The sequence below is a fragment of the Plantibacter sp. ME-Dv--P-095 genome (assembly GCF_030209365.1).
Taxonomy (GTDB): Bacteria; Actinomycetota; Actinomycetes; order Actinomycetales; family Microbacteriaceae; genus Plantibacter.
In genome coordinates, this window is sequence record NZ_JARVSB010000009.1 from 356,279 (window position 1) to 376,838 (window position 20,560).

19 protein-coding genes are annotated in these 20,560 nt (G+C 70.1%); 9 read left to right on the forward strand and 10 right to left on the reverse strand.

What is annotated here, in order from left to right:
• Positions 1-48: 48 nt before the first annotated feature.
• Positions 49-1,074 carry a glycosyltransferase family 2 protein gene (locus tag QRN26_RS13795; protein ID WP_350223925.1) on the forward strand — a complete coding sequence of 342 codons (1,026 nt, stop codon included), beginning with the start codon at positions 49-51 and terminating at the stop codon, positions 1,072-1,074.
• Entirely contained in the window at positions 1,064-1,999 is a 936-nt protein-coding gene (locus tag QRN26_RS13800; protein WP_056012807.1) for a lysylphosphatidylglycerol synthase domain-containing protein, read from the forward strand. Before QRN26_RS13795 ends, QRN26_RS13800 begins: the two co-directional genes overlap by 11 nt.
• On the opposite strand, the gene QRN26_RS13805 is transcribed toward QRN26_RS13800, so the two are convergent.
• The gene (locus QRN26_RS13805; RefSeq protein ID WP_285037226.1) at positions 1,931-3,049 is read right to left on the reverse strand and encodes a glycosyltransferase; all 1,119 of its coding nucleotides are present in this window, start codon (positions 3,047-3,049) and stop codon (positions 1,931-1,933) included. The two genes, QRN26_RS13800 and QRN26_RS13805, sit on opposite strands and share 69 nt — an antisense overlap.
• 7 nt (positions 3,050-3,056) lie before the next feature.
• Complete coding sequence (rfbA, locus tag QRN26_RS13810) at positions 3,057-3,923, reverse strand: glucose-1-phosphate thymidylyltransferase RfbA (protein WP_056012813.1); 867 nt, start codon at positions 3,921-3,923, stop codon at positions 3,057-3,059.
• A 163-nt stretch (positions 3,924-4,086) separates the two neighbouring features.
• On the opposite strand from rfbA, the gene QRN26_RS13815 reads away from it, so the two are divergent.
• Complete coding sequence (locus QRN26_RS13815; RefSeq protein ID WP_056012816.1) at positions 4,087-4,464, forward strand: nucleotide exchange factor GrpE; 378 nt, start codon at positions 4,087-4,089, stop codon at positions 4,462-4,464.
• Positions 4,461-6,005: a glycosyltransferase gene (locus QRN26_RS13820; protein WP_285037227.1), complete on the forward strand. Its 1,545-nt coding sequence runs from the start codon at positions 4,461-4,463 to the stop codon at positions 6,003-6,005. The genes QRN26_RS13815 and QRN26_RS13820 overlap by 4 nt, the downstream gene beginning before the upstream one ends.
• Positions 6,006-6,050: 45 nt before the next feature.
• Here the strand turns inward: QRN26_RS13820 and QRN26_RS13825 are convergent, their stop codons facing one another.
• Positions 6,051-6,653 carry a dTDP-4-dehydrorhamnose 3,5-epimerase family protein gene (locus tag QRN26_RS13825; RefSeq protein ID WP_056012821.1) on the reverse strand — a complete coding sequence of 201 codons (603 nt, stop codon included), beginning with the start codon at positions 6,651-6,653 and terminating at the stop codon, positions 6,051-6,053.
• Between the two features lie 101 nt (positions 6,654-6,754).
• On the opposite strand from QRN26_RS13825, the gene QRN26_RS13830 reads away from it, so the two are divergent.
• From QRN26_RS13830 to QRN26_RS13840, 3 genes are read left to right on the forward strand one after another with little or no spacing between them, the layout of a single operon-like run.
• Complete coding sequence (locus QRN26_RS13830) at positions 6,755-7,348, forward strand: GtrA family protein (RefSeq protein ID WP_082456130.1); 594 nt, start codon at positions 6,755-6,757, stop codon at positions 7,346-7,348.
• The gene (gene rfbD, locus QRN26_RS13835) at positions 7,345-8,196 is read left to right on the forward strand and encodes a dTDP-4-dehydrorhamnose reductase (protein ID WP_502927558.1); all 852 of its coding nucleotides are present in this window, start codon (positions 7,345-7,347) and stop codon (positions 8,194-8,196) included. The genes QRN26_RS13830 and rfbD overlap by 4 nt, the downstream gene beginning before the upstream one ends.
• The gene (locus QRN26_RS13840) at positions 8,193-9,329 is read left to right on the forward strand and encodes a glycosyltransferase family 4 protein (RefSeq protein WP_056012824.1); all 1,137 of its coding nucleotides are present in this window, start codon (positions 8,193-8,195) and stop codon (positions 9,327-9,329) included. The genes rfbD and QRN26_RS13840 overlap by 4 nt, the downstream gene beginning before the upstream one ends.
• An 89-nt stretch (positions 9,330-9,418) precedes the next feature.
• Here the strand turns inward: QRN26_RS13840 and QRN26_RS13845 are convergent, their stop codons facing one another.
• Positions 9,419-10,792: an LCP family protein gene (locus QRN26_RS13845; protein ID WP_285037228.1), complete on the reverse strand. Its 1,374-nt coding sequence runs from the start codon at positions 10,790-10,792 to the stop codon at positions 9,419-9,421.
• Positions 10,789-11,310, reverse strand: coding sequence for a 5-(carboxyamino)imidazole ribonucleotide mutase (gene purE, locus QRN26_RS13850; RefSeq protein ID WP_056012830.1), 522 nt, complete (start codon positions 11,308-11,310; stop codon positions 10,789-10,791). The genes QRN26_RS13845 and purE overlap by 4 nt, the downstream gene beginning before the upstream one ends.
• A 148-nt stretch (positions 11,311-11,458) precedes the next feature.
• Here purE and QRN26_RS13855 point away from each other — a divergent pair, with 148 nt between their 5' ends.
• Both QRN26_RS13855 and QRN26_RS13860 read left to right on the forward strand, forming a co-directional pair.
• The gene (locus QRN26_RS13855; RefSeq protein ID WP_056013443.1) at positions 11,459-12,562 is read left to right on the forward strand and encodes a VIT1/CCC1 transporter family protein; all 1,104 of its coding nucleotides are present in this window, start codon (positions 11,459-11,461) and stop codon (positions 12,560-12,562) included.
• A gap of 178 nt (positions 12,563-12,740) precedes the next feature.
• Positions 12,741-14,837, forward strand: a complete 2,097-nt coding sequence (locus tag QRN26_RS13860) for an acyltransferase family protein (RefSeq protein ID WP_285037229.1) — start codon at positions 12,741-12,743, stop codon at positions 14,835-14,837.
• A gap of 44 nt (positions 14,838-14,881) precedes the next feature.
• Here the strand turns inward: QRN26_RS13860 and QRN26_RS13865 are convergent, their stop codons facing one another.
• The 5 genes from QRN26_RS13865 to mvk are packed head-to-tail and all read right to left on the reverse strand — an operon-like array spanning position 14,882 to position 20,378.
• A complete protein-coding gene (locus QRN26_RS13865) occupies positions 14,882-16,072 on the reverse strand; it encodes a hydroxymethylglutaryl-CoA synthase (RefSeq protein WP_285037230.1) in 1,191 nt (396 codons plus the stop codon).
• A 58-nt stretch (positions 16,073-16,130) separates the two neighbouring features.
• Entirely contained in the window at positions 16,131-17,198 is a 1,068-nt protein-coding gene (locus tag QRN26_RS13870; protein ID WP_285037231.1) for a hydroxymethylglutaryl-coenzyme A reductase family protein, read from the reverse strand.
• Positions 17,195-18,412, reverse strand: coding sequence for a phosphomevalonate kinase (locus tag QRN26_RS13875; RefSeq protein WP_082456127.1), 1,218 nt, complete (start codon positions 18,410-18,412; stop codon positions 17,195-17,197). Before QRN26_RS13875 ends, QRN26_RS13870 begins: the two co-directional genes overlap by 4 nt.
• Positions 18,409-19,443, reverse strand: coding sequence for a diphosphomevalonate decarboxylase (mvaD, locus tag QRN26_RS13880; RefSeq protein WP_056012843.1), 1,035 nt, complete (start codon positions 19,441-19,443; stop codon positions 18,409-18,411). Before mvaD ends, QRN26_RS13875 begins: the two co-directional genes overlap by 4 nt.
• The gene (gene mvk, locus QRN26_RS13885; RefSeq protein ID WP_285037232.1) at positions 19,440-20,378 is read right to left on the reverse strand and encodes a mevalonate kinase; all 939 of its coding nucleotides are present in this window, start codon (positions 20,376-20,378) and stop codon (positions 19,440-19,442) included. Before mvk ends, mvaD begins: the two co-directional genes overlap by 4 nt.
• Positions 20,379-20,560 lie beyond the last annotated feature (182 nt).

A 20,560-nucleotide genomic window follows, 5' to 3' on the forward strand; every position in this document is an offset into this window, starting at 1 on the left:
GGTCTCGCATCTCGGGTGCACCGGGTCCGACCGCGCGCACCCTCGATTATGCCTGCTCACCTCCGCGACGCGAACTCGGCCGCGACGATCGGGGATAATGGTCAGCTGCGAGACGGCCAGCGAGAGGACGACGTGCGACTGTTCATCCAGATCCCCTGCCTGAACGAGGAGACGACGCTCCCAGCGGTGCTCGAATCGATCCCGCGGTCGATCCCCGGCATCGACGAGATCGAGATCCTGGTGATCGACGACGGTTCGACCGATCGCACGGTCGAGGTCGCCCAGGCCCACGGCGTGACGCACATCGTCCGCCATGCGACGAACATGGGGCTCGCCAGGTCGTTCCGGGACGGCGTCGACTACGCCCTCCTCCACGGTGCCGACATCGTGGTGAACACGGATGGCGACAACCAGTACCCGCAGGACTGCATCGGCGACCTCGTCCAGCCGATCCTCGAGGGGCGGGCGGAGATCGTCGTCGCCGACCGCCAGACCGCCCTCATCGAGCACTTCTCGCCGTTCAAGAAGGCCATGCAGCGGTTCGGCAGCTTCGTCGTCAACAAGGCGGCGAAGACCACGCTCCCGGACGCGGCGAGCGGCTTCCGCGCCTACTCGAAGTACTCGCTCATCAGGCTGAACGTCGTGACGAAGTTCAGCTACTGCATGGAGACCATCATCCAGGCGGGCAACAAGCGTCTGGCCATCACGAGCATCCCCGTCCGGACGAACCCGAAGACGCGCGAGTCCCGCCTGTTCTCCTCGATCGGGGAACACATGTACCAGTCGGGTGTCGCGATCGTGCGCGCCTATCTCATGTACCGGCCGTACGTCGTGTTCGCGGGTCTGGGCCTCATCCTCCTCCTCGCGGGGATCACGCCGTTCGCGAGATACCTCGTCCTCATGCTCGTGGACGACCAGGGGAACCATCTGCAGAGCCTCCTGGTGGGCGCGACCCTGCTCATGGGCTCCCTGCTGTCGTTCGCGATCGGCGTGGTCGCCGACCTCACGAGGATCAACCGGACCCTCAACGAGGAGATGCTCGACTACCTGAAACTGCAACGGTATGGCGACTGACCCCATCGGAGCGGTCCGTCGCGTCTGGGCCGCGTTCATCGGCTCGGCCTTCGTCGCCTGGCTGCGGAACCACCGGCGAGGGATCGGCGTCACCGTCCTCGTCGCCTTCGCCGTCTTCCTGGTCGTGTACGTCTGGACGAACCCGAGCGTCATCGCCGACGCCCTCTCGATCGGCTGGGGCAACCTCTCCCTCCTGTTCGGGCTGTACGTCCTCGTGCTCGTGACCCACTTCCTGATCCTGCTCGCCACGGTGCGGCTGTGCGGCAGACGGATCGCCCTGGGACCGGGGGCCAGCCTGACGGTCTACTCGACGGTCGCCAACTTCTTCGGCCCGCTGCAGACCGGGCCGGGGGTCCGCGCCGTCTATCTGAAGACCACCGTCGGTGTGCGGCTGCGCGACTACACCCTCGCGACCCTCTTCTACCTGTTCGTGTTCGGCGCGGTGAACGCCTCGCTCCTGTTCGCAACGACCCTGCCGTGGCTGTCGGTGCTCGGTCTCACGATCGGCGCGGGCGTCGTCGTCGTGGCGACCTGGAAGCTGGGGCTCGGCGACCGGGCGGGCACGGTGGTCGCGATCGCCGGCATCACCGTCGTCCAGGCGCTCGTGATGAGCGTGATCTACTTCGTCGAGGTGAACGCCGTCGCCGGCCCCTACGACTACCTCCACTCGCTCGTCTACGCGGCGAGCGCGAACCTGTCCCTGTTCGTCTCCCTGACGCCGGGTGCGATCGGCATCCGCGAGGGCTTCCTCTATTTCGCGCAGCACCTCCACGGCATCCCGTCCGACACGATCGTCGCCGCGGGCATCGCCGACCGCGCGATCTACGCGGTCTTCCTCGGGGTGCTGTTCCTCATCTCAGGAGCGTTCCACCTGCGGTCCGCCGTCCAGCAGCAGAGCGCGAAGCGCCTCGGCGACACGGACTGACGACCAGCGTCGGTCGTACACGTCCCGGCCGCGTCGACCGATCCGTTCGAGCTCCTCGGGATGGTCGGCCGCCCAGCTGACGGCCTCGGCGAGTGCCTCCGGGTCGCGCTGCGGCACGACCAGGGCGTCGACGCGGTCCGTGAACACGCCGGTCTCCGCGTTCTCGCCGACCACCGCCGGTCGAGCGCTCGACAGGTACTGCATCGTCTTCCCGGTGATGACGAACTGCGACTGGACGGTGCCGCCGAAGGGGCCCCCGAGCAGCAGGTCGACCTCGGAGAAGAGTTCGGGGAGCTGGGCGTAGTCGACCCAGGCCCGGTGCTCGACGGCCGCTCCCCGGGAACGGGCCTCGGCGACGAGCCGTGCGGTCGCAGCTCCCCCGCCGACGAAGAGGAACCGGACTCGCGCGTCGGATCGGAGCGACACCGCTGCGGCGAGGACGGTGTCGACCCCGTGCAGTGGCAGCATCGAGCCGTAGTACAGGACGGTGAACGCCGCGTCGACGGACCGGACCGGGCCGGGTCCGTCCGGCCGGGGCGCGAAGGTCTCCTCGTCGCTCCCCACGGGCACGACAGTGAACCGTTCCGGCGGGATCCCCATCCGCTGGGCGGACGAGTCGGCGTGCGAGGCGGTGTCGCTGAGGACGCCGGCACATCGACGCATCAGGGAACGGAAGACGGCGCGCAGGAGCCGCGCACGCGCCGACGTGGCCGGGAACTTGTGGTGCTCGTCGACGAACCACTCGACGGGGTTGATGAACTCGTCGTAGTAGACCGGCCGGCGACCCGCCAGCAGCAGCACGAGCGGGAGGATCTCGTAGCCGCGGAAGGTCACCAGGAAGGCGTCCGGGGTGCCGGACACCCGGAGACGGACGAGCTGAGCGGCGACGTCGAGATACCGCAGGACACCACGGCGGGTGTTCTTCACGACGATCATCTCGTCGACCGCACCCGAGTCCACGACGCCCTGCCGCAGCGTGATCGCCCGGATGTAGTCGGGATGCCGGTAGCAGGTGACGACCGCGAGCCTCCCGATGGCCGCTCGACTCACCGTTCGATCACGCCTGCGCGAGCAGCGTCTGCAGGTAGCGGCCGTAACCGCTCTTCACGAGTGGTGCCGCGAGCGCCGCGAGCCGCTCGTCGTCGATCCACCCGGCGCGCCAGGCGATCTCCTCGATGCAACCGACCTTGAAGCCCTGTCGGTCCTCGATGACCCGCACGTACTCCGAGGCCTGCATCATCGATTCGAAGGTGCCGGTGTCGAGCCAGGCGGTGCCGCGGTCGAGGACCTGCACCTGCAGCTCGCCCTGTTCGAGGTAGCGCTCGTTGACCGTGGAGATCTCGAGCTCGCCGCGAGCGGAGGGTTCGATGGTCTTCGCGATCTCGACGATGGAGTTGTCGTAGAAGTAGAGACCGGGGACGGCGTAGTTGCTCTTCGGCTGCGCGGGCTTCTCCTCGATGGAGAGCGCCTTGAAGTCGTCGTCGAACTCGACGACGCCGTAGGCCTTCGGGTCGGCGACCTGGTAGGCGAAGATGAGCGCGCCGTCGATGTCGTTGTGGCTGCGGAGGGCGGAGCCCAGCCCGGTGCCGTGGAAGATGTTGTCGCCGAGGACGAGGGCGACGCTCTCGTCGCCGATGAACTCCTCACCGATGATGAACGCCTGCGCCAGGCCGTCGGGCGAGGGCTGCACGGCGTACTCGAGTCGGATGCCGAGGTCGTCGCCGTTGCCGAGGAGGGCACGGAACTGCTCGTTGTACTCGGGGGTGGTGATGATGAGGATCTCCTTGATCCCCGCCATCATCAGCGTCGACAGGGGGTAGTAGATCATCGGCTTGTCGTAGATCGGCATCAGCTGCTTGGAGATGCCCTTGGTGATCGGCCAGAGCCGCGTGCCGGATCCACCGGCGAGAATGATGCCGCGCATCGGTCACTTTCCTCTGAGGTCGTCGCCGAAACGAGGTCGGCTGGTCGGATCGCATCCGAGGGCCGAGGCCAGGGGACGCCGTCCGTTCCTGAATGGTCGCCGACGAACCGGTCGAACCGGTCCGATAGCCTGTCCACCGTAGCAAAGACAAAAGGAGAACACCGTGAGCGACAGCGCTTCGGCAGCAGAGGCCGAGACGAACGACGTGCGCGAGCTTCGCGCAGAGATCCTGAGACTGCGTGATGCACTCACTGGAGCGACGGCCGAGGCGGAGCACGCCAGGCAGCGTCTGGCGGCGTCCAAGCTGGAACTCGACGGGCTGCCCCTCGCGCACGAGAACCTGAGGCTCCGCGACGAACTCGCCCAGGCGAGGGTCGGCCAGCACTATTTCGAGTCGCTCTACCTGCGGATCTCGGCTGAGCGCGAGCGCGACCACGAACGCCTGGTGCGCGAGTTCACCGGTTCGCGGACGTGGCGCATCGGCGCCGCCGTGATGAGCCCCGTCGGGGTCGTCAAGCGTCTCCGCGGAGGCCGGTCGTGACCGCTGCCGATCCGACGCCCCCGTCCGGACCGCAGTTCTCCATCGTCGTTCCGTTGTACAACACGACGCCGTTCCTCCTGCAGGAGATGGTGGCGTCCGTGCAGTTGCAGAGCTACGAGGACTGGGAGCTCGTCCTGGTGGACGACGCCTCCCCAGACCCTCGGACCCTCGAGACGGCGCGAGCGTGCGCCGCATCCGACCCCCGGATCGTGCTCATCGAACTCCCCGAGAACCGCAACATCTCGGAGGCCTCGAACGCCGGCATCGATGCGAGCCGCGGCACCTTCGTCGCCCTGCTCGATCACGACGACACCCTCGACCCTCGGGCCCTCGCCATGGTGCAGGACGCGATCGAGGCGGGCGTCGACGTCGACTACGTGTACACCGACCAAGACGTCATGACCGACAAGGGTCACTACCGGATCCCGTTCGCGAAGCCGGAATGGTCGCCGGAGCGGTTGCTCGGCCAGATGTTCACCTCGCACCTCTCGGTGTTCCGCACCTCCCTGCTCCGCGAGGTGGGGCCCTTCAACTCCGCGTACAACGGGTCACAGGACCACGACCTCGTCCTGCGGTTCACGGAACGGGCCCGCGGCATCGCCCACGTGCCCGAAGTCCTGTACCACTGGCGGGCGGTCCCGGGCTCGACGGCGCTCAACGGCTCCGAGAAGAGCTACGCGTGGGACGCCGGTCTCGCGGCGGTCACGGCGGCGGTCGAGCGACGCGGTATCGACGCCGAGGTCGCCTTCGGTCCGAACTTCGGCACCTACGCCGTCCGTCACCGGCTCCACCCGGATCGGACCCTGTCGATCCTCGTCGCGGCGGACGCCCCCACGCCCCGCCTCGACGCACTCCTCGCGGAACTCGACGCGTCCGAGGTCTCCTCGCAGATCGTCGAGCTCATCGTCGCGCTGCCGGCCGGCCGCGACGCCTCGCCCGTGACCCGGGCTCCCGGCCGGTTCCCGGTCTCCTTCGTCCACACCACCGCCGAGGAGCGGACGCGCCTGCTGCACGAGGCGTCCGTCGAGGCTCGCGGCGACCTCCTCGTCCTCCTCGGCGAGTCCCTCACGGAGCTGCAGCCCGAGACGCTCACACGGCTCGCCGGGGCACTCGGCGAACCCGACGTGGCCTTCGCCGGCGGACGCATCGTCTTCTCGGACGAGACGGTCAAGCACGCGGGGTACCGCACCTCGCAGACGCACCTTCGCGACGCGTTCCGCGGGTGGCCGGCGGGGACGGACAGCACCTACGGGGCACTCACCGTCAACCGTGAGGTGACCGCCGTCTCGACGGAGTTCGCCGTCATCGACCGGATAGTGTTCGAAGCGGTCGGCGGATTCAACGCCGAACTCGACGGATACTGCGCCGAACTCGACCTGGCCATGAAGGTCTGGTCGCAGGGCAGCCGGGTACTCACGCTCTGCGAACCGATCGTGACGTCGCTCGACCGGAGCATCGCCGAGGACGAACTGCCGAAGCGTCAGCGCAAGGTGATCTCGCGCCGCTGGGGTTGGAAGGGCGTCGACCGCTTCACCGCGTGAGGCTGACCCCGTGGGGCCTGCACGCAGGCTCCACGGGGTGAGGCGTCAGGAGCGCAGGCTCTGGTAGAACGCCCGCGCGTCGTCCCAGCTCGGCAGCAGGCCGGCGGCAGCGGCCTCGTCGAGCCCGGGGGCGTCGGTGTCCTTGGGCGAGAGCAGCGGCGTGCCGGCCTCGGCGGGGATGACGAGCCCGATCCGTTCGTCGAGCGGGTTGATCCCGTGCTCGCGGTCGGGGCGGTACACGTCGGTCACGAGGTAGCTGACGGTCGCGTCGTCGGTCAGGGCGACGAAGCAGTGGCCGAGACCCTCGGAGATGAAGATCGCCTTGCGGTCGGTGTCGTCGAGGAGCACCGAGTCCCACTGGCCGAAGGTGGGCGACCCGACGCGGATGTCGATGACGTAGTCGAGGACGGCACCACGCGTGGCCGTGACGTACTTCGCCTGGCCGATCGGGATGTCGGCGAAGTGGATGCCGCGGACCGAGCCACGCTTCGACACCGAGGTGTTGGACTGCGCCAGCTTGATGGAGCGGCCGGAGGCCTCTTCGAGCTTGTCGAAGCGGTACCACTCGAGGAAGACGCCTCGGTCGTCGCCGAACTGCTTCGGCGTGATCTCATAGCTGTCGGGGACGTTCAGTTCGCGGATCTGCACCCGGGGAGTCTACCAAGAGGGTGCGGGCTGGCTGCATTCCCTCAGCTTCGCTCCGGGTCGGCTCATGCATAATCGAGTGTCCTCGCACAGAACGGCCCACCATGACCACGCTGCTCCAACGCCTCTGGCACGGTGTCGCCGCCTACGCGGTGAAGTTCGGCGTCGTCGGACTCATCGGGTTCGGCTTGGACGTGCTCGTCTTCAACCTGCTGCGCGTCGGCGTCTTCGGTCACGACCATCTCGCGCAGTCCCCGATCGGCGCCAAGGTCATCAGCGTCTCGGTCGCGATCATCTTCAACTGGATCGGCAACCGGTATTGGACCTTCCGCGAGCACCGGCGGAAGAACTTCGTGCTCGAGCTCGGGGAGTACATCGTCGTCTCCCTGGGCGGGATGGCCATCGCCGTCGGTTGCCTCTACCTGAGTCACTACGTCCTCGGCTTCACCTCACTCCTCGCCGACAACCTCGCGTCCAACGTCATCGGGCTCGGCCTCGGCACCCTCTTCCGGTTCTTCCTCTACCGCTTCTGGGTCTACGGGCACCACCGTGCCGACGGCCTGGCCAACCTCGCCCGAGCCGAGGAAGCGCAGCGGACCCTGTTCGAGGAGCCGGAGGCCGAGGAGGTGCCGTCACCGTCCTCCCCGAGCGAGCCGGGTACGATGAACGGGCCACTCCCGAGAGGACCCCTATCTTGACGTACCTGATCACCGGCGCTTCCGGCATGCTCGGCCACGACCTGCAGGAGGCCCTGTCGGGTCGCGAGGTCACCGCCCTCGGACGCGTCGAGCTCGACGTGACCGACCTCGACGCCGTCCGTGCCGCCGTCGCCGGCCACACCGCCGTCATCAACGCCGCCGCCTACACGAAGGTCGACGACGCCGAGTCGCACGAGGCCGACGCAGCCGCCGTGAACGCCATCGGCGCCCGCAACCTCGCCGTCGCCGCCCGCGAGGCCGGCGCGAAGCTCGTGCAGGTGTCGACCGACTACGTGTTCGACGGATCGGCCACGTCGCCGTACCAGGAGGACCACGCGCTCGCTCCGATCAGCGCCTACGGTCGAACGAAGGCCGACGGCGAGCGGGCCGTCCTCGCCGAGCACCCCACCGGCGCCTACATCGTCCGGACGGCGTGGCTCTACGGCAAGAACGGCCCGAACTTCGCGGCGACCATGGCCAAGCTCGCCGCCAACGGCGTCGACCCCGCCGTGGTGACCGACCAGCTCGGCCAGCCCACCTGGACGGCGGACCTCGCGGCTCAGATCGTGGCACTGCTCGACGCCGACGCCCCAGCCGGTGTCTACCACGGCACGAACGCCGGCGAGGCTTCGTGGTACGACTTCGCACAGGCCGTCTTCGCAGCCGTCGGCGCCGACCCCGCACGGGTCTCGCCCACCGACAGCTCGGCGTTCGTCCGGCCGGCACCCCGGCCCGCGTACTCCGTCCTCGGCCACGACGCCTGGGCCACGGCGGGTCTCTCCCCCATGCGCGACTGGCGCGAGGCCTTCGAGGCAGCGACGCAGCACGGCGTCGTCACCGCACCGTGACCACGCTCCGCGTCGTCGTCGACCAGATCGTCGCACCCGTCGCCGGCGGGGTCGGACGCTACTCCGAGGAACTCACCCGCGAGCTCATCGCGAGCGCTCCGGCCGGCTGCGAGGTCGAGGGCATCGTGTCCGCCGTCTCGAAGGAGAAGATCGACCTCATCGAGTCGAAGCTCCCCGGCCTCGCGACCCTGCACCGCACCACCCTGCCCCGGCGGGAACTGAGCGCCGCCTGGCAGCTCGGGATCGTCGCGCCGGGGACGGCCAACGGCATGGTGCACGCGCCCGGCCTCCTGGCCCCGCTCAACCGCCACGACCGCGTCAACGACGGCAACCAGATCGTCGTGACGATCCACGACACCCTCGCCTGGTCGCACCCCTCCTCACTCACCCCCATGTCGGTCGCCTGGCAGAAGGCGATGGTCAAGCGGGCACGGAAGCACGCGGACGCCATCGTCGTCCCGACGCACGCGGTCGCCGACGAGCTCCGCGACATCGTCGACCTCGGCGATCGGGTCAGGGTCATCGGTGGCGCTGCAGCGACCACGCTCACCATCCCGACCGACGCCGACGGTCGCGCCCGGACGCTCGACCTCCCGTCGGAGTACCTCGTCTCGGTCGGTTCCCTCGACCCGCGGCGCGGGATCACCGAGCTCATCACGGGCCTCGGGCGGCCAGGTGCCCCCGACCTCCCGCTCCTCATCGTGGGCACCGACAGCTGGGGCGACGTGACCCTGGCGCAGGTCGCCGACGAAGCAGGCCTGCCTGAAGGACGGGTACGTGCGCTCGGCTTCCTCGACGACGCCGACCTCGCCGTCGTCCTCGACCGTGCGACCGCGTTCGTGTACCCGAGCCTGGCCGAAGGCTTCGGCCTCCCCCTCGTCGAGGCGTTCCGCTTCGGCACGCCCGTCATCCACTCCGACGTCCCAGCCCTCGTCGAGGTCGGCGGCGGCGCCGGCGTCGTGGTCGAGTCCGGCGCCAAGGGGTACGCCGACCGGCTCATCGCCACCATCAACGACGTCATCGGCGACACCGAGCGGCTGGAGCGCCTACGGATCCTCGGCATGGACCGCGAGCAGGCGTTCAGCTGGCAGGACTCCGCCGAGCGCGTGTGGCAGCTGCACGCGGAGCTCTGACACCCTTCGACAGGCTCAGGGACCGGGTCGCGGCTCAGGGACCAGGTCGGGGCTCAGGGACCGGGTTCTGGGTCGCGGACCAGGGTCGGTCAGCCCGCGTCCGGCTCCGGGCTCGGCGACGGCGGGAACAGCTGGTCCTGCACCATCTGGTGGATGAGCGTGTAGTCGGGCTCTGCCGGGTCGATCGTCGGCGGCACGAACTGCAGCGAGTTGATCGGCAGCTCCCGCGTCTTGAGTGCGAGGTTGACGAAGTAGCCGAGCATGCCCTGCGGGACGTCCGTCTTCACGACGTCGCCACCCGCCGCCGCGACGTCCTGGAAACGTGCGAGGACGTTCGCCGGGTTGAACTGCTTGAGCATCGCCGTCTGCAGGATGTGCTGGCGTTCCATGCGGTCGTAGTCGCTCGTCGAGTGCCGTGAGCGGGCGTACATGAGGGCCGTCCAGCCGTCCATGTGCTGCTGCCCGGGCTCGATCCACTTGGTGACGTTCTCGAGGTCGGCGTCGCCGTCCATCGGGAGCCGCTCCTTGACCTCGATGTCGACGCCACCGAGGGTGTCGATGAGCGTCGCGAACCCGTACATGTCGATGAGCACGTACCACTGGATGTGCAGGCCGGTGATGCCCTCGGCCGCCTGCTTCATCGCTTCGATGCCGGGCTCACTCGCCTCGGCCGTGGCCTTCGGGAACAGCTCGGGGTTCTTCAGCTCGATCTCGGTGTAGATGGAGTTCAGCTGGCAGACGTCCACGTCGCAGGAGTCGTCGTAACCGTCGGGGTAGATCGACGCCATCTCGCTGCCCTCGGGGAATGGGATGTCGACGAGGTCGCGCGGCATCGACATGGTCGTCGCCTGGCCCGTCTCGGCGTTGATGCTGACGACGGACATGCTGTCCGGTCGCATGCCGTCGCGGTCGGGACCGGCGTCGCCGCCGAGCAGCAGGATGTTGTAGTAGCCGTCCACCGGCGGCTCTGACGGGCCGGTGTTGCCGAAGATCGAGGAGATGGAACCGCGGGTGGCTCCTGCGACGACCGCGCCGTAGCCGGCGCCGCCGGCGACCAGGACCATCGCGAGGGTCGTGAAGAGGGCGACCCCGAGCCGGGCGTTCGGGGACGCTTTGACGAGCCGTACGAGGCGCAGGGTGTCGAGGGTGAGCACCACCCAGAGGATCGCGTAGGCGACGAGCAGGACCTGCGCGACGGTGAGGGCGATCGGGTTCGTCGCGAGGGTGAAGAGCACCTCGCGGGCGAGGAACATGAGGGCCAATCCGACGACGGCGAGGACCCAGAGGAACAGGGTGAAGCCGAGGCCGAAGCGGCCGAGCTTCCGGTTGCCGGCGAGGACCTGCGCGGACCCCGGGATGAGCAGGTTGAGGAGGACGAGCCACCAGGCGCGCTTCGTCATCACCTCGCGCGAACGGGTGTCGGGATACCGCATCGGTTTCGCGGCGGTGGCTGCACTCGTCATAGCTGGGCTTTGAGGTTCCGGTTCTTCTCCTCGACGGAGTCGGCGAGGGATGCCGCATAGGCGACGAGCGCCTCGTGCAACGTGTCGTCGGCCGTGGCGAGGATCTTGACGGCGATGAGCGCCGCGTTCTTGGCGCCACCGATGGAGACGGTCGCGACGGGGACGCCGGCCGGCATCTGCACGATCGAGAGGAGCGAGTCGAGCCCGTCGAGGCGCGACAGCGGGACGGGGACACCCACGACCGGCAGGGTGGTGACGGAGGCGAGCATGCCCGGCAGGTGGGCGGCGCCGCCGGCACCCGCGATGACGACCTTGAGGCCACGGCCGTGAGCCGCCTTGCCGTAGGCGATCATCTTCTCCGGGGTGCGGTGCGCCGAGAGCACCTCGACCTCGAAGGGCACGCCGAACTCGCGCAGCAGCTGGGCCGCGTCGCTCATGACGTTCCAGTCGGAGTCCGAGCCCATGACCACTCCGACGAGCGGAGGGGCGTCAGGGGACGGGGTGGAGTTCTCGGGCATGAGCACCATCGTAGATCGCAGTGCCTGGACATCGCCTCAGGACGCACCGCAGGCGTCGGACAAGCTGCGGCCGGCCCGACCCCAGTGTGGGGAGGTCCCGATCGTCCGCGACGGGCACCGCCGGGCCGGTGTCTGGGAGAATCGGCGGATGAGCGAGTCGACCATCGACGGATCACCAGCACCCCAGGATCCGCCCAGCCCCAGCGAGCGCCGTCGTTGGCGCGGCTACCTCGCCGACGAACGCGCCGAGGCCGCCGTCTACCGAGACCTCGCCAGTCGGCGGAGCGGCGAGGAACGCGACATCCTGCTCGCCCTCGCCGACGCCGAGAAACGGCACGAGTCGCACTGGATCGCCCTCCTCGGCGACGACGTCGGCAAGCCGCAGCGCGGCGACCTGCGGACGCGGGCCCTCGGGTGGCTGGCCAGGCGTTTCGGCTCGGTCTTCGTCCTGGCCCTCGTCCAGCGCGCCGAGGCCCGCTCCCCCTACGCGACCGAACGTGCGGCCACCGAACGCATGGCCGCCGACGAGCAGATCCACGAAGAGGTCGTCCGGGGCCTCGCCGCCCGCGGACGGAACCGGCTCTCGGGCACCTTCCGGGCAGCCGTGTTCGGCGCGAACGACGGGCTCGTCTCGAACCTGGCACTCGTCATCGGGATGAGCGCGACCGGCGTCGGCAACGGGGTCGTCCTCGCGGCGGGGCTCGCCGGGCTCCTGGCGGGCGCACTGTCGATGGGCGCCGGCGAGTACGTCTCGGTGCGGTCGCAGCGGGAGCTCCTCGAGGCGTCGAGCCCCAATCCCGCCGCCGACGACGCCCTCCCCCACCTCGACGTCGACGCGAACGAGCTCGCCCTCGTCTACCGTGCACGCGGGATGGAGGTCCGGGAGGCCGAGGCCCACGCCGCCGACGTCCTCAGCAGGGTCGGCGCCGGCACCTACCAGCGCGAGGCGCAGACCGTGCTCGACCACGAGGCCATCGGCACCGGTCTCGGTGCGGCACTCTCGAGTTTCTGCTTCTTCGCATCGGGTGCGGTCATCCCGGTCCTGCCCTACCTGTTCGGGCTGCAGGGGCTCGCCGCACTCCTGGTCGCGGCTGTCCTCGTCGGTGTCGCCCTCCTCGGGACGGGAGCCGTCGTGGGACTGCTGTCCGGAGGGCCGCCGCTCCGCCGAGCGCTGCGACAGCTCGCGATCGGCTACGGGGCCGCGGCCGCGACGTACCTCCTCGGTCTGCTGTTCGGCGCCAACGTCAGCTGATCCGGAAGGCGTCCGTGGGGCGCAAAGCCGAGCGGGTGCATCCGAGACCGAACCGGTCACCTCCCGTCCACAGGCACGTCACCCGGGCTGACTAGCCTGGGCGCGTCGTCCGCCGCACCGGCGCACGAGGCCCGCTCCGGCGGAGCGCCGACGCCGACCAGGACGGGTGGGACCGCGGGTGACGCGACTGCAGGACCACCTCGGCACGCCTCCCCTGCTCGGCACGGTGCCGCGGGCCCAGCCCGACATCCAACTCCTCCGCGCGATCGCGGTGGTCTCGGTCGTGGTCTTCCATCTCGGAGCCTCCCTGCTCCCCGGCGGCTACGTCGGGGTCGACGTGTTCTTCGTCGTCAGCGGGTACCTGATCACCGGCCACCTCGTCCGGCAGGCGTCGGAGACCGGACGGATCGACCTGCCGGCGTTCTGGGCCCGGCGTCTCCGTCGACTCCTCCCGGCCGCCCTCCTGGTGCTTGCGGTGACGAGCGTCCTCATCTGGCGGTCGGCTCCCCCGAGCGCCTGGACGCAGTTCTTCACCGAGGTGGTGGCGAGTGCGACGTCCTGGGAGAACTGGTTCCTCGCGGGGAGCGCCGTCGACTACCTCGCGCAGGGGAACGCCGCGTCGCCGGTGCAGCACTACTGGTCGCTCGCCGTCGAGGAGCAGTTCTACCTCCTCTGGCCGCTCGTGGTCGTGCTGTGTCTCGTCCTCGTGCGTCGGGTGTCCCGCTGGGAACTCCGCCGTACCCTCGGCACGGCCCTCGGCGTCATCGGCGCGGCGTCGCTGACCTGCTCGATCCTGCTCACCGCCCACGACCCGGCACCGGCGTACTTCGTCACCCCGACCAGGGCCTGGGAGTTCGCCGCCGGCGGTCTGCTCGCGCTCCTCGGGCCGGCGGTGGTCGTGCACCGGAGCCGATGGCGGACCCTTGCGGGGGTCGTCGGCATCGGGCTCCTGGCCACGAGCCTGCTCACCTTCACGGAGCAGACCCCGTTCCCCGGGATCGCCGCAGCCCTCCCCGTGGCCGGCACCCTCCTGGTGATCGTCGGCGGGTCGTCGCTGCATCGGTGGTCGGTGACGACGCTGGCCCGGACGCGGGTGTCGTCGTTCCTCGGCGACGTCTCGTACGCGACGTACCTCTGGCACTGGCCGCTCATCGTCTTCGCCCCGATGGTGCTCGGGGTGACCGTCGACCTCGGCACGCCGCTCGGGTGGGCGGTGGCGGCGTCGCTCCTGGTGCTGACCGTGGTGCTCGCGGTGCTCACGAAGCGGTTCGTCGAAGACCCGGTCCGACGTGCGAGCCCCCTCGTCGACGCGCGCCCGCGTCGAACCGCCGTCCTGGCCGCCGTGGCGACCGCCGTCGTCCTGTGCATCCCGATCAGCGGGCTGCAGACCGTCGCCGCTCAGGAGCGCGCGCTCGCGAGCACGGTCGACGCCTACGTCTCCGGTGGTGAACCGTGTTTCGGTGCCGACGCGGCCGTCTCGGGCTGCAGCAATCCGGTGCTCGCGGACGAACTCCTCCCGCCGTTGTCGGTCCGCACGGAGGACACCGGCGACACCTTCCGGTGTTCGGCAGCCGCCGACGCCCCGGACTTCCCCGGCTGCACTTTCGGTTCAGACCGACCCGACGCCACCCGCGTCGCGCTCACCGGGAACTCGCACGCGACGATGCTCATCCCCGGGCTGGTCGACCAGCTCGAGGCACGGAACTGGCGGCTCGACGTCTACGTCGGCAAGGGATGCGAGTGGCGGACGCCGGGGCCCGACGACTCGGAGGCCTGCGCTTCCAGACGCACGCTCATGCAGCGGGCGTTCACGGGCGCGCAGCCGTACGACATCATCCTCGTCACCTCGAAGAGCCCCGACGAGACCTCCGTCGCCCAGCAGGCCTCGATCCGCAGCGCGACCCTCGCCGCCTGGACGCCGGTACTCGACCTCGGGACGTCGATCGTGGTGCTGCGGGACAACCCGCGCGTTCCGACGGCGGCCGCGGCGTGCGTCGACCGCTCGAGCGCCGCCGACCTCGTCGCCGGCGCGTGTGCGTTCCCCGTGACCGACGCCTACCCGACCTTCGACCTGAACACCGCCACGGCTGCGATGACCGACGGCGCCGTCCCCGTCGTGGACCTCGGCGAGCTGTACTGCTCGGACGGGACCTGTCCGCTCGCCGTGGGGAACGTCCTCGTCTACCGGGATCAGCACCACATCACGGCCACCTGGTCGCGGACCCTCGGCCCGTTCCTCGTCGACCGGATGCTGGACGTCACCGCCCACGGTTGACGGCGCAGGGTCGACGTGATCCGCCGACCCAGAACCCGGCGGGATCAGACGGCGGTGGCCTCGTACTGCCGACGGTCGGCGACGACACCGGCGAAACGGAACGGGCCCGAGGTCTCGTGCGGGCGCTCCGAGTCGTGGACGTCGGCGGACGCCGCGTCACCGAGCAGCTGCAGGTACCGGGCGTCGTCGACGACCGTACGAGCGTCGAGGCTCGCCCGGTTCGCGTCGCTCCGGAGCGCCGAGCGGTAGCCGGCACGGACGATGCCGCTGAAGCACTCGGCGACCGCACCCGAGCCGTAGCTCAGGAAGCCGATGCGCTGACCGGTGAGGTCGAGGTCGCCGTCGAGCAGGGCGAGCAGCGCCAGGTACACCGAGGCGGTGTAGCTGTTGCCGATGCGACGGTTGTACCCCGTCGTCGGCTCGATCTGCGCGTCGAGCTCCTCCTGGCTGCGCTCGGCCCCGACGGCCTTCGCGAGGTGACGGTGCGCCTTGATCGCCATCTTCGTGAAGGGCTGGTGGTAGCAGAAGTGGTCGACCTCGCTGAAGTCCGCTCCCCCGCGCGAGCGGTAGTCGGCCCAGGCGCCCTCGATCGCGTCCTGGTACGCGGAGATCGACAGCTTGCCGTCGACGATCGCGGTCGCGCTGTGGTTCGGCCGCCAGAAGTCCATGACGTCCTGCGTGTACACGCCGGTCGCGGTCTCGAGCTCGAGGATCGCGGGGTCGGCGGCGACGAGCATGGCGACCGCGCCGGCGCCCTGCGTCGGTTCGGCGTTGGAGTGCAGTTCGTAGCGCGCGACGTCGCTCGCGATCACGAGCACGGTCTCCTCGGGGTTCCGCGCGACGAGCGCTGCAGCGAACTGGAGGGCTGCGGTCGCCGAGTAGCAGGCCTGCTTGAGTTCGACGACGCGGACCGCCTGCGGCAAGGCGAGGAGGCGGTGCACGTAGACACCGGCGGCCTTCGACTGGTCGATCCCCGACTCGGTGGCGAAGAGGACCGTGCGCAGACGGTCGCTCCCGTGTCGCTCGATGATCTGAGCGGCCGCGGCGGCGGCCATGGTGACGATGTCCTCGTCGGCCGCCGGCACGCTCATCTCGCTCTGTCCGAGGCCGACGTAGTACTTCGCCGGCTCGACGCCGAAGCGTCCGGCGAGCTCGGCCAGGTCGATGCGGTTCGCACCGGTGGCGAAGGCGATGTCGTCGATGCCGACGACGGGGGTGGTGGTCTGGGTGTTCACGTGCGGGGTGCTCCGTTCGAGCGTCGACGATGCACCGGTGCCCCGGTGCGGTGGAGGGTCAGGCAGGCGTGCCGGGGGCGGTCTGCGCGCTGCGTTCGAGTTTGAGGTGGGCGGCCATGAGCTCGCCCGGGTTGGTCTGCGCTGCGAGCAGGGAGAGCTCACCGCACCACACGGCGGCGGCGCACAGGACGGCGAGTCGCCGTGCGTTGGCGCCCGGCTCGCGGTCCTCGCGGCAGCCGAGGCGGGCGAGGTTCTCCTCGACGAACCCGAGGCCCTTGCCGTTGCCGACGGTTCCGACGATGAGGTTCGGGAGCGTGCAGGAGAAGTAGAGGTCACCGTCGTGGACCTCGGCGTGGGTGACGCCCTGCGAGCCCTCGACGATGTTCGCCGCGTCCTGACCGGTGGCCAGGTAGAACGCCAGCAGCATATTCGCGTAGTGGGCGTTCGCGCTGCGGAGCCCGCCGGCCAGGATCGTCCCGACGAGGTTCTTCCGCACGTTGAGCTGGACGATCTGTTCCGGCGTCGTGTGCAGGAACCGCTCGACGATCGCGCGAGGGATGGTCATCTCGGTGACCACGTTCTTGCCGCGGCCCAGGATGCCGTTGACCGCCGTCGCCTTCTTGTCCGAGCAGAAGTTGCCGGAGATCGACCCGTACCGCAGCTGCGGCCAACGCTCCATGATGTACGGCATGAGCTTGTCGGCCGCGAGGGTCACCATGTTGTGCCCGGATGCGTCGCCCGTGCGGAACTCGAGGCGGAGGAAGAGGAGGTTGCCGGCGATCTGCGAGTTGACCTCGATGAGCTCGGCGAAGTGGCTCGACTGCGCGACCACGGCCTGGAGCTCGGGCAGACTGCGCTCGATCTCGCGCAACGCCTGCAGAGCGTCTCCGGCGGAGTCGACCTCGAAGAGGACGGAACGGCTCATGCGCTCGTCGATGAGGGTGGCCCGGATCCCGCCGGGGACCATGGAGGAGATGCGCGCGCCGCGACGGACCGAGGGCCAGAGCGGGCTCTCGTACGTGGCGAGCGGCACCTCCTGCTCACCCTCCATGACGTTGCCGCTGAGGTGGAGCGGGCCGACCCACTTGAGGGGGACGGGTGCGACGCCGTCGGGTTCGTTGCTCATGCGTGGTGTTCCGTTCCGCCCCGCGGGACGTCGTGCTGCTCGGCGAAGGCGCGAGCGTAGGTGGATCTGATGGATTCGACCGCGCGGTCGTCGGTGCGGCTGATCTCCGACGGCCCCCAGGGACTGTGGGCGGCGTCGATCAGGCCGGTCGGCGGATGCACGGTGAGCGGGAGCCGTTCGATGCCGTGGGCCGACCAGTCGTCCTCGAGGGCGGTCGTGCACACGGACTGACCGATGAACGCGATGCCGCAGTCGCCGCCGCCCGCGCCGGACGACTTCGCCGCCCCGCCGAGTCGTTCGGCGGCGTCGCAGAGCTCGGCGAGCGCGGCCGTCTCGATGTCGACTCCGGCGTCGCGGCCGAGACCGGCGAGCGTCGCGCGTGCCGAGCGGACGGCGCCGAGCACGAGCGCCGGGTCCTCGTCGTTCAAGCCGATGGTCAACGCGTCGACGGCGGCTCGACTGGCCGAGAGGAACGCGGTGTAGTGGGCGCTCTCCGCCCACTTGCGCGACTGCAGTTCGTCGACGAGCCGCGTGGTGGAGGCGGGCTCGCCCGTCCAGCCGACGAGCAGACGGAGGGAGGTGGGCGGTGAGAGGCGTTCGAGCCCGAGCTCAGCCCACGGGTCGCGCAGCGCGGCGAGCACCCCGGACCGGTGGCGCAGTTCGCGCAGGCGCGCGCGGTCGGGAGAGGTGTACCGGAGCCAGCCACCGAACATGCTGGCCGCGAGGTCGCCCCCGGACGCCGCAGGAGCCACGTCGATCGTCGCGAGGATCGCGAGCTTGAGCATCTGCGTGCGGGTGAGGTCGAGCTGGTAGAACTCGTCGAGCGCACGGATCGTCGCGGTCGTGACGGCGGCGCTCGAGCCGAGACCGAACTTCCGGCCGCTCGCGTCGTCGAGTTCGCTCGTGATGGACAGTGCGGAGAACCGCTGCGCGACACCGAGTTCGGCGACCAGGGTCTCCATGGTGCTGACGGCGGAGAGGACGTGGTCGAGCGGGCGCTCCTCGTGCTCCACGACGACACCGTTGCGGTTCCGTCGCCAGATGATCGGTGCGCGACCGTACTGGTCGGAGAAGATGCGTCCCTCGTGCTCGCTCGCCTCGAGGCGCACGGTGACACACCGGTCGACGGCGACGAGGATGGAGGGGTGTCCCGGCTCCACGACGGCGTACTCACCGGCGACGAACAACTTGCCGGGCGCCTTGATCTCGATCATCGCGCTCCTTCCGTGGTCTGCTCGCCCGCCGATCCGTCGGGCTCCGAGGTGATGAGCCTCGCGCCCCGTCCGGCTCTGGCGGGGATGACGCCGATGTCCGGCTGCGCCTCGAGGATCCGAGACGCGAGCGCGTCGACCGTGTCGGCCCGGCAGAGGATCTTCACGTTCGGGCCGGCGTCCATCGTCGCATAGCATTCGAGGCCGTCGCCTCTGAGGTTTGCGACGAGGTCGAGCAGTTCCACGCTCGCCGGGCCCCAGTACCGCACCGGCGGCTCGGCACCGAGCATCGTGGCGTGCATCCGCATGGCGTTCCGCTCGGCGATCGTGCCGACGGCGGTGAAGTCGGCGCGGGCGATCGCGGCCAGCATCTCCTCGAGTTCGATCGGCGTCCGTTCGACCCATGCCGGGTAGTACGGCGAGGTGTCGACCGTGCGCCGCATGCCGTCGCGGCTCGACACCGACTTCGCCCGGGCGTCGAGGACGGTGAGGACCATGCCCAGTTCGAGCCCAGGAGGAGCCGGGACCGCCTCGGCGAAGGAACTCTCGTCGTCGTGCCCGGCGTGCCAGACGGCGAGCCCGTCGAAGATCGACCGGGAGGCGGAGCCCGAACCGCGACGGGCCAGGCGCGAGAGGCTGCGGCGGTCGAGCTCGAGTCCGAACGCGGCCGACGCGGCGAGCGCCAGGGCGGCGAACCCGGAGGCGGAGGAGGCGAGCCCGGCACCGGTGGGGATCTCGTTGTGGGAGTCCACGACGACCCGGTCGTCGCGACCGGCGATCGTCCGGACGAGGTCGATGAAGCGGGTGACGCGCGCGCGAGCCGTTCCGTCGAGCGGCTGACCACCGAGGGACACGACGTCGTCGGGTCCGTCGCTCAGCCGCACCGTCGTCGTGGTGGGCGCTGCGTCCAGCGTGAGGGACAGGCTGCCGGTCCACGGGAGGATGAGGGCTTCGTCGCGCTTGCCCCAGTACTTGACGAGCGCGATGTTGGGGTTGGCGAGCGCCGTCGCCTGGTGCTGTGGGGTCGTGGTCACGCGTAGTCCTCCGCGTCGATCGTCCAGGTGCCGAGTGCTCCGGCCTCCAGGAGGGCTTGCGAGATGTGCTCCGCCGACGCGGCGTCGCGGGCGAGGGCGATGATGCAGCCGCCCTGGCCACCGCCCGTGAGCTTGGCTCCGAGGGCACCATCCGCTCGGGCGACCTCGATGAGGGCGGTGATGGCGGGGTGGCCCGCACCGAGCTCGTCGAGGACGAGCTGCGCGGCGGTCATGCGCGTACCGAGGTCGTCACGGCGGTCGGCCGCGAGGTCCGCGACGCCGGCCAGCGTCCCGTGCTCGAGCTCCGCGAGCAGCGTCCGTCCACGCTCCGGGTTCCGCTCGATGAAGGCCCGCACGTCGGCGACCGCCTTGCGGGTCGATCCGCGTGCACCGGTGTCGGCGACGACGAACCCACCACCGAAGCGGATGGGTGGGTGGTCGACGCGACCCGCCGTGAAGAGGATGGGCGCGGAGGCGCTCGTGGCCCGAGCATCGAGACCGCTCGGGGTGCCGTGGGCGACGCGCTCGCCGCGCTGCACGAGCTCGAACCGGTCGGCGTCGTCGAGGGCCACACCGTACAGATCGGCGACGGCGTCGACGATCGCGTTCGCAGCCGCAGCGCTCGAGCCGAGTCCTCGTCCGATGGGCAACGTCCCCCGGACGACGACCTCGACGCCGTCGGCCTCGCCACCGACGTGGCGGAGGGTCTCGAGGACGGTGGTCCCGAGCGGATCCGCGGGGTCCAGCGGGCCGAGCGAGATCTCCGTGTCGAGGACCGACGCGCCGGCGATGTGCCGGGCGGACGCTTCGACGCGGAGCGACGGGACCGGGAGGGCGACGGCGGGCGATCCGTAGACGACGGCGTGCTCGCCCAGCAGGATCGCCTTGGCGTGCGCGAAGCCGCGACCGGTCGCAGCCGTGTGCTCTGTCGTCATCTCACCATTCTGGTCCGAAAAACATGCAGCTGGCTGCACATCGGTGGTCCGGTCGCGATCCGGGCCAGGACGGGCCTCGGCCCGTCGCCGTCCGGCGGCGCATCCGGGCGCTCCACGATCCTCGGGCGGCGGGAGCCACCGGAGCCCTCACGGCTCGTCCCATCCGCACTGGAAGCACCCAG

Coding starts and splice junctions, on each gene's coding strand:
- QRN26_RS13870 (WP_285037231.1), bottom strand. CDS start 17,198: ATGAGCAACGAACCCGACGGCGTCGCACCCGTCCCCCTCAAGTGGGTC.
- purE (WP_056012830.1), bottom strand. CDS start 11,310: ATGCCCGAGAACTCCACCCCGTCCCCTGACGCCCCTCCGCTCGTCGGA.
- rfbA (WP_056012813.1), bottom strand. CDS start 3,923: ATGCGCGGCATCATTCTCGCCGGTGGATCCGGCACGCGGCTCTGGCCG.
- QRN26_RS13875 (WP_082456127.1), bottom strand. CDS start 18,412: ATGATCGAGATCAAGGCGCCCGGCAAGTTGTTCGTCGCCGGTGAGTAC.
- QRN26_RS13830 (WP_082456130.1), top strand. CDS start 6,755: ATGACCACGCTGCTCCAACGCCTCTGGCACGGTGTCGCCGCCTACGCG.
- QRN26_RS13795 (WP_350223925.1), top strand. CDS start 49: ATGCCTGCTCACCTCCGCGACGCGAACTCGGCCGCGACGATCGGGGAT.
- QRN26_RS13855 (WP_056013443.1), top strand. CDS start 11,459: ATGAGCGAGTCGACCATCGACGGATCACCAGCACCCCAGGATCCGCCC.
- QRN26_RS13845 (WP_285037228.1), bottom strand. CDS start 10,792: ATGACGAGTGCAGCCACCGCCGCGAAACCGATGCGGTATCCCGACACC.
- mvk (WP_285037232.1), bottom strand. CDS start 20,378: ATGACGACAGAGCACACGGCTGCGACCGGTCGCGGCTTCGCGCACGCC.
- QRN26_RS13800 (WP_056012807.1), top strand. CDS start 1,064: ATGGCGACTGACCCCATCGGAGCGGTCCGTCGCGTCTGGGCCGCGTTC.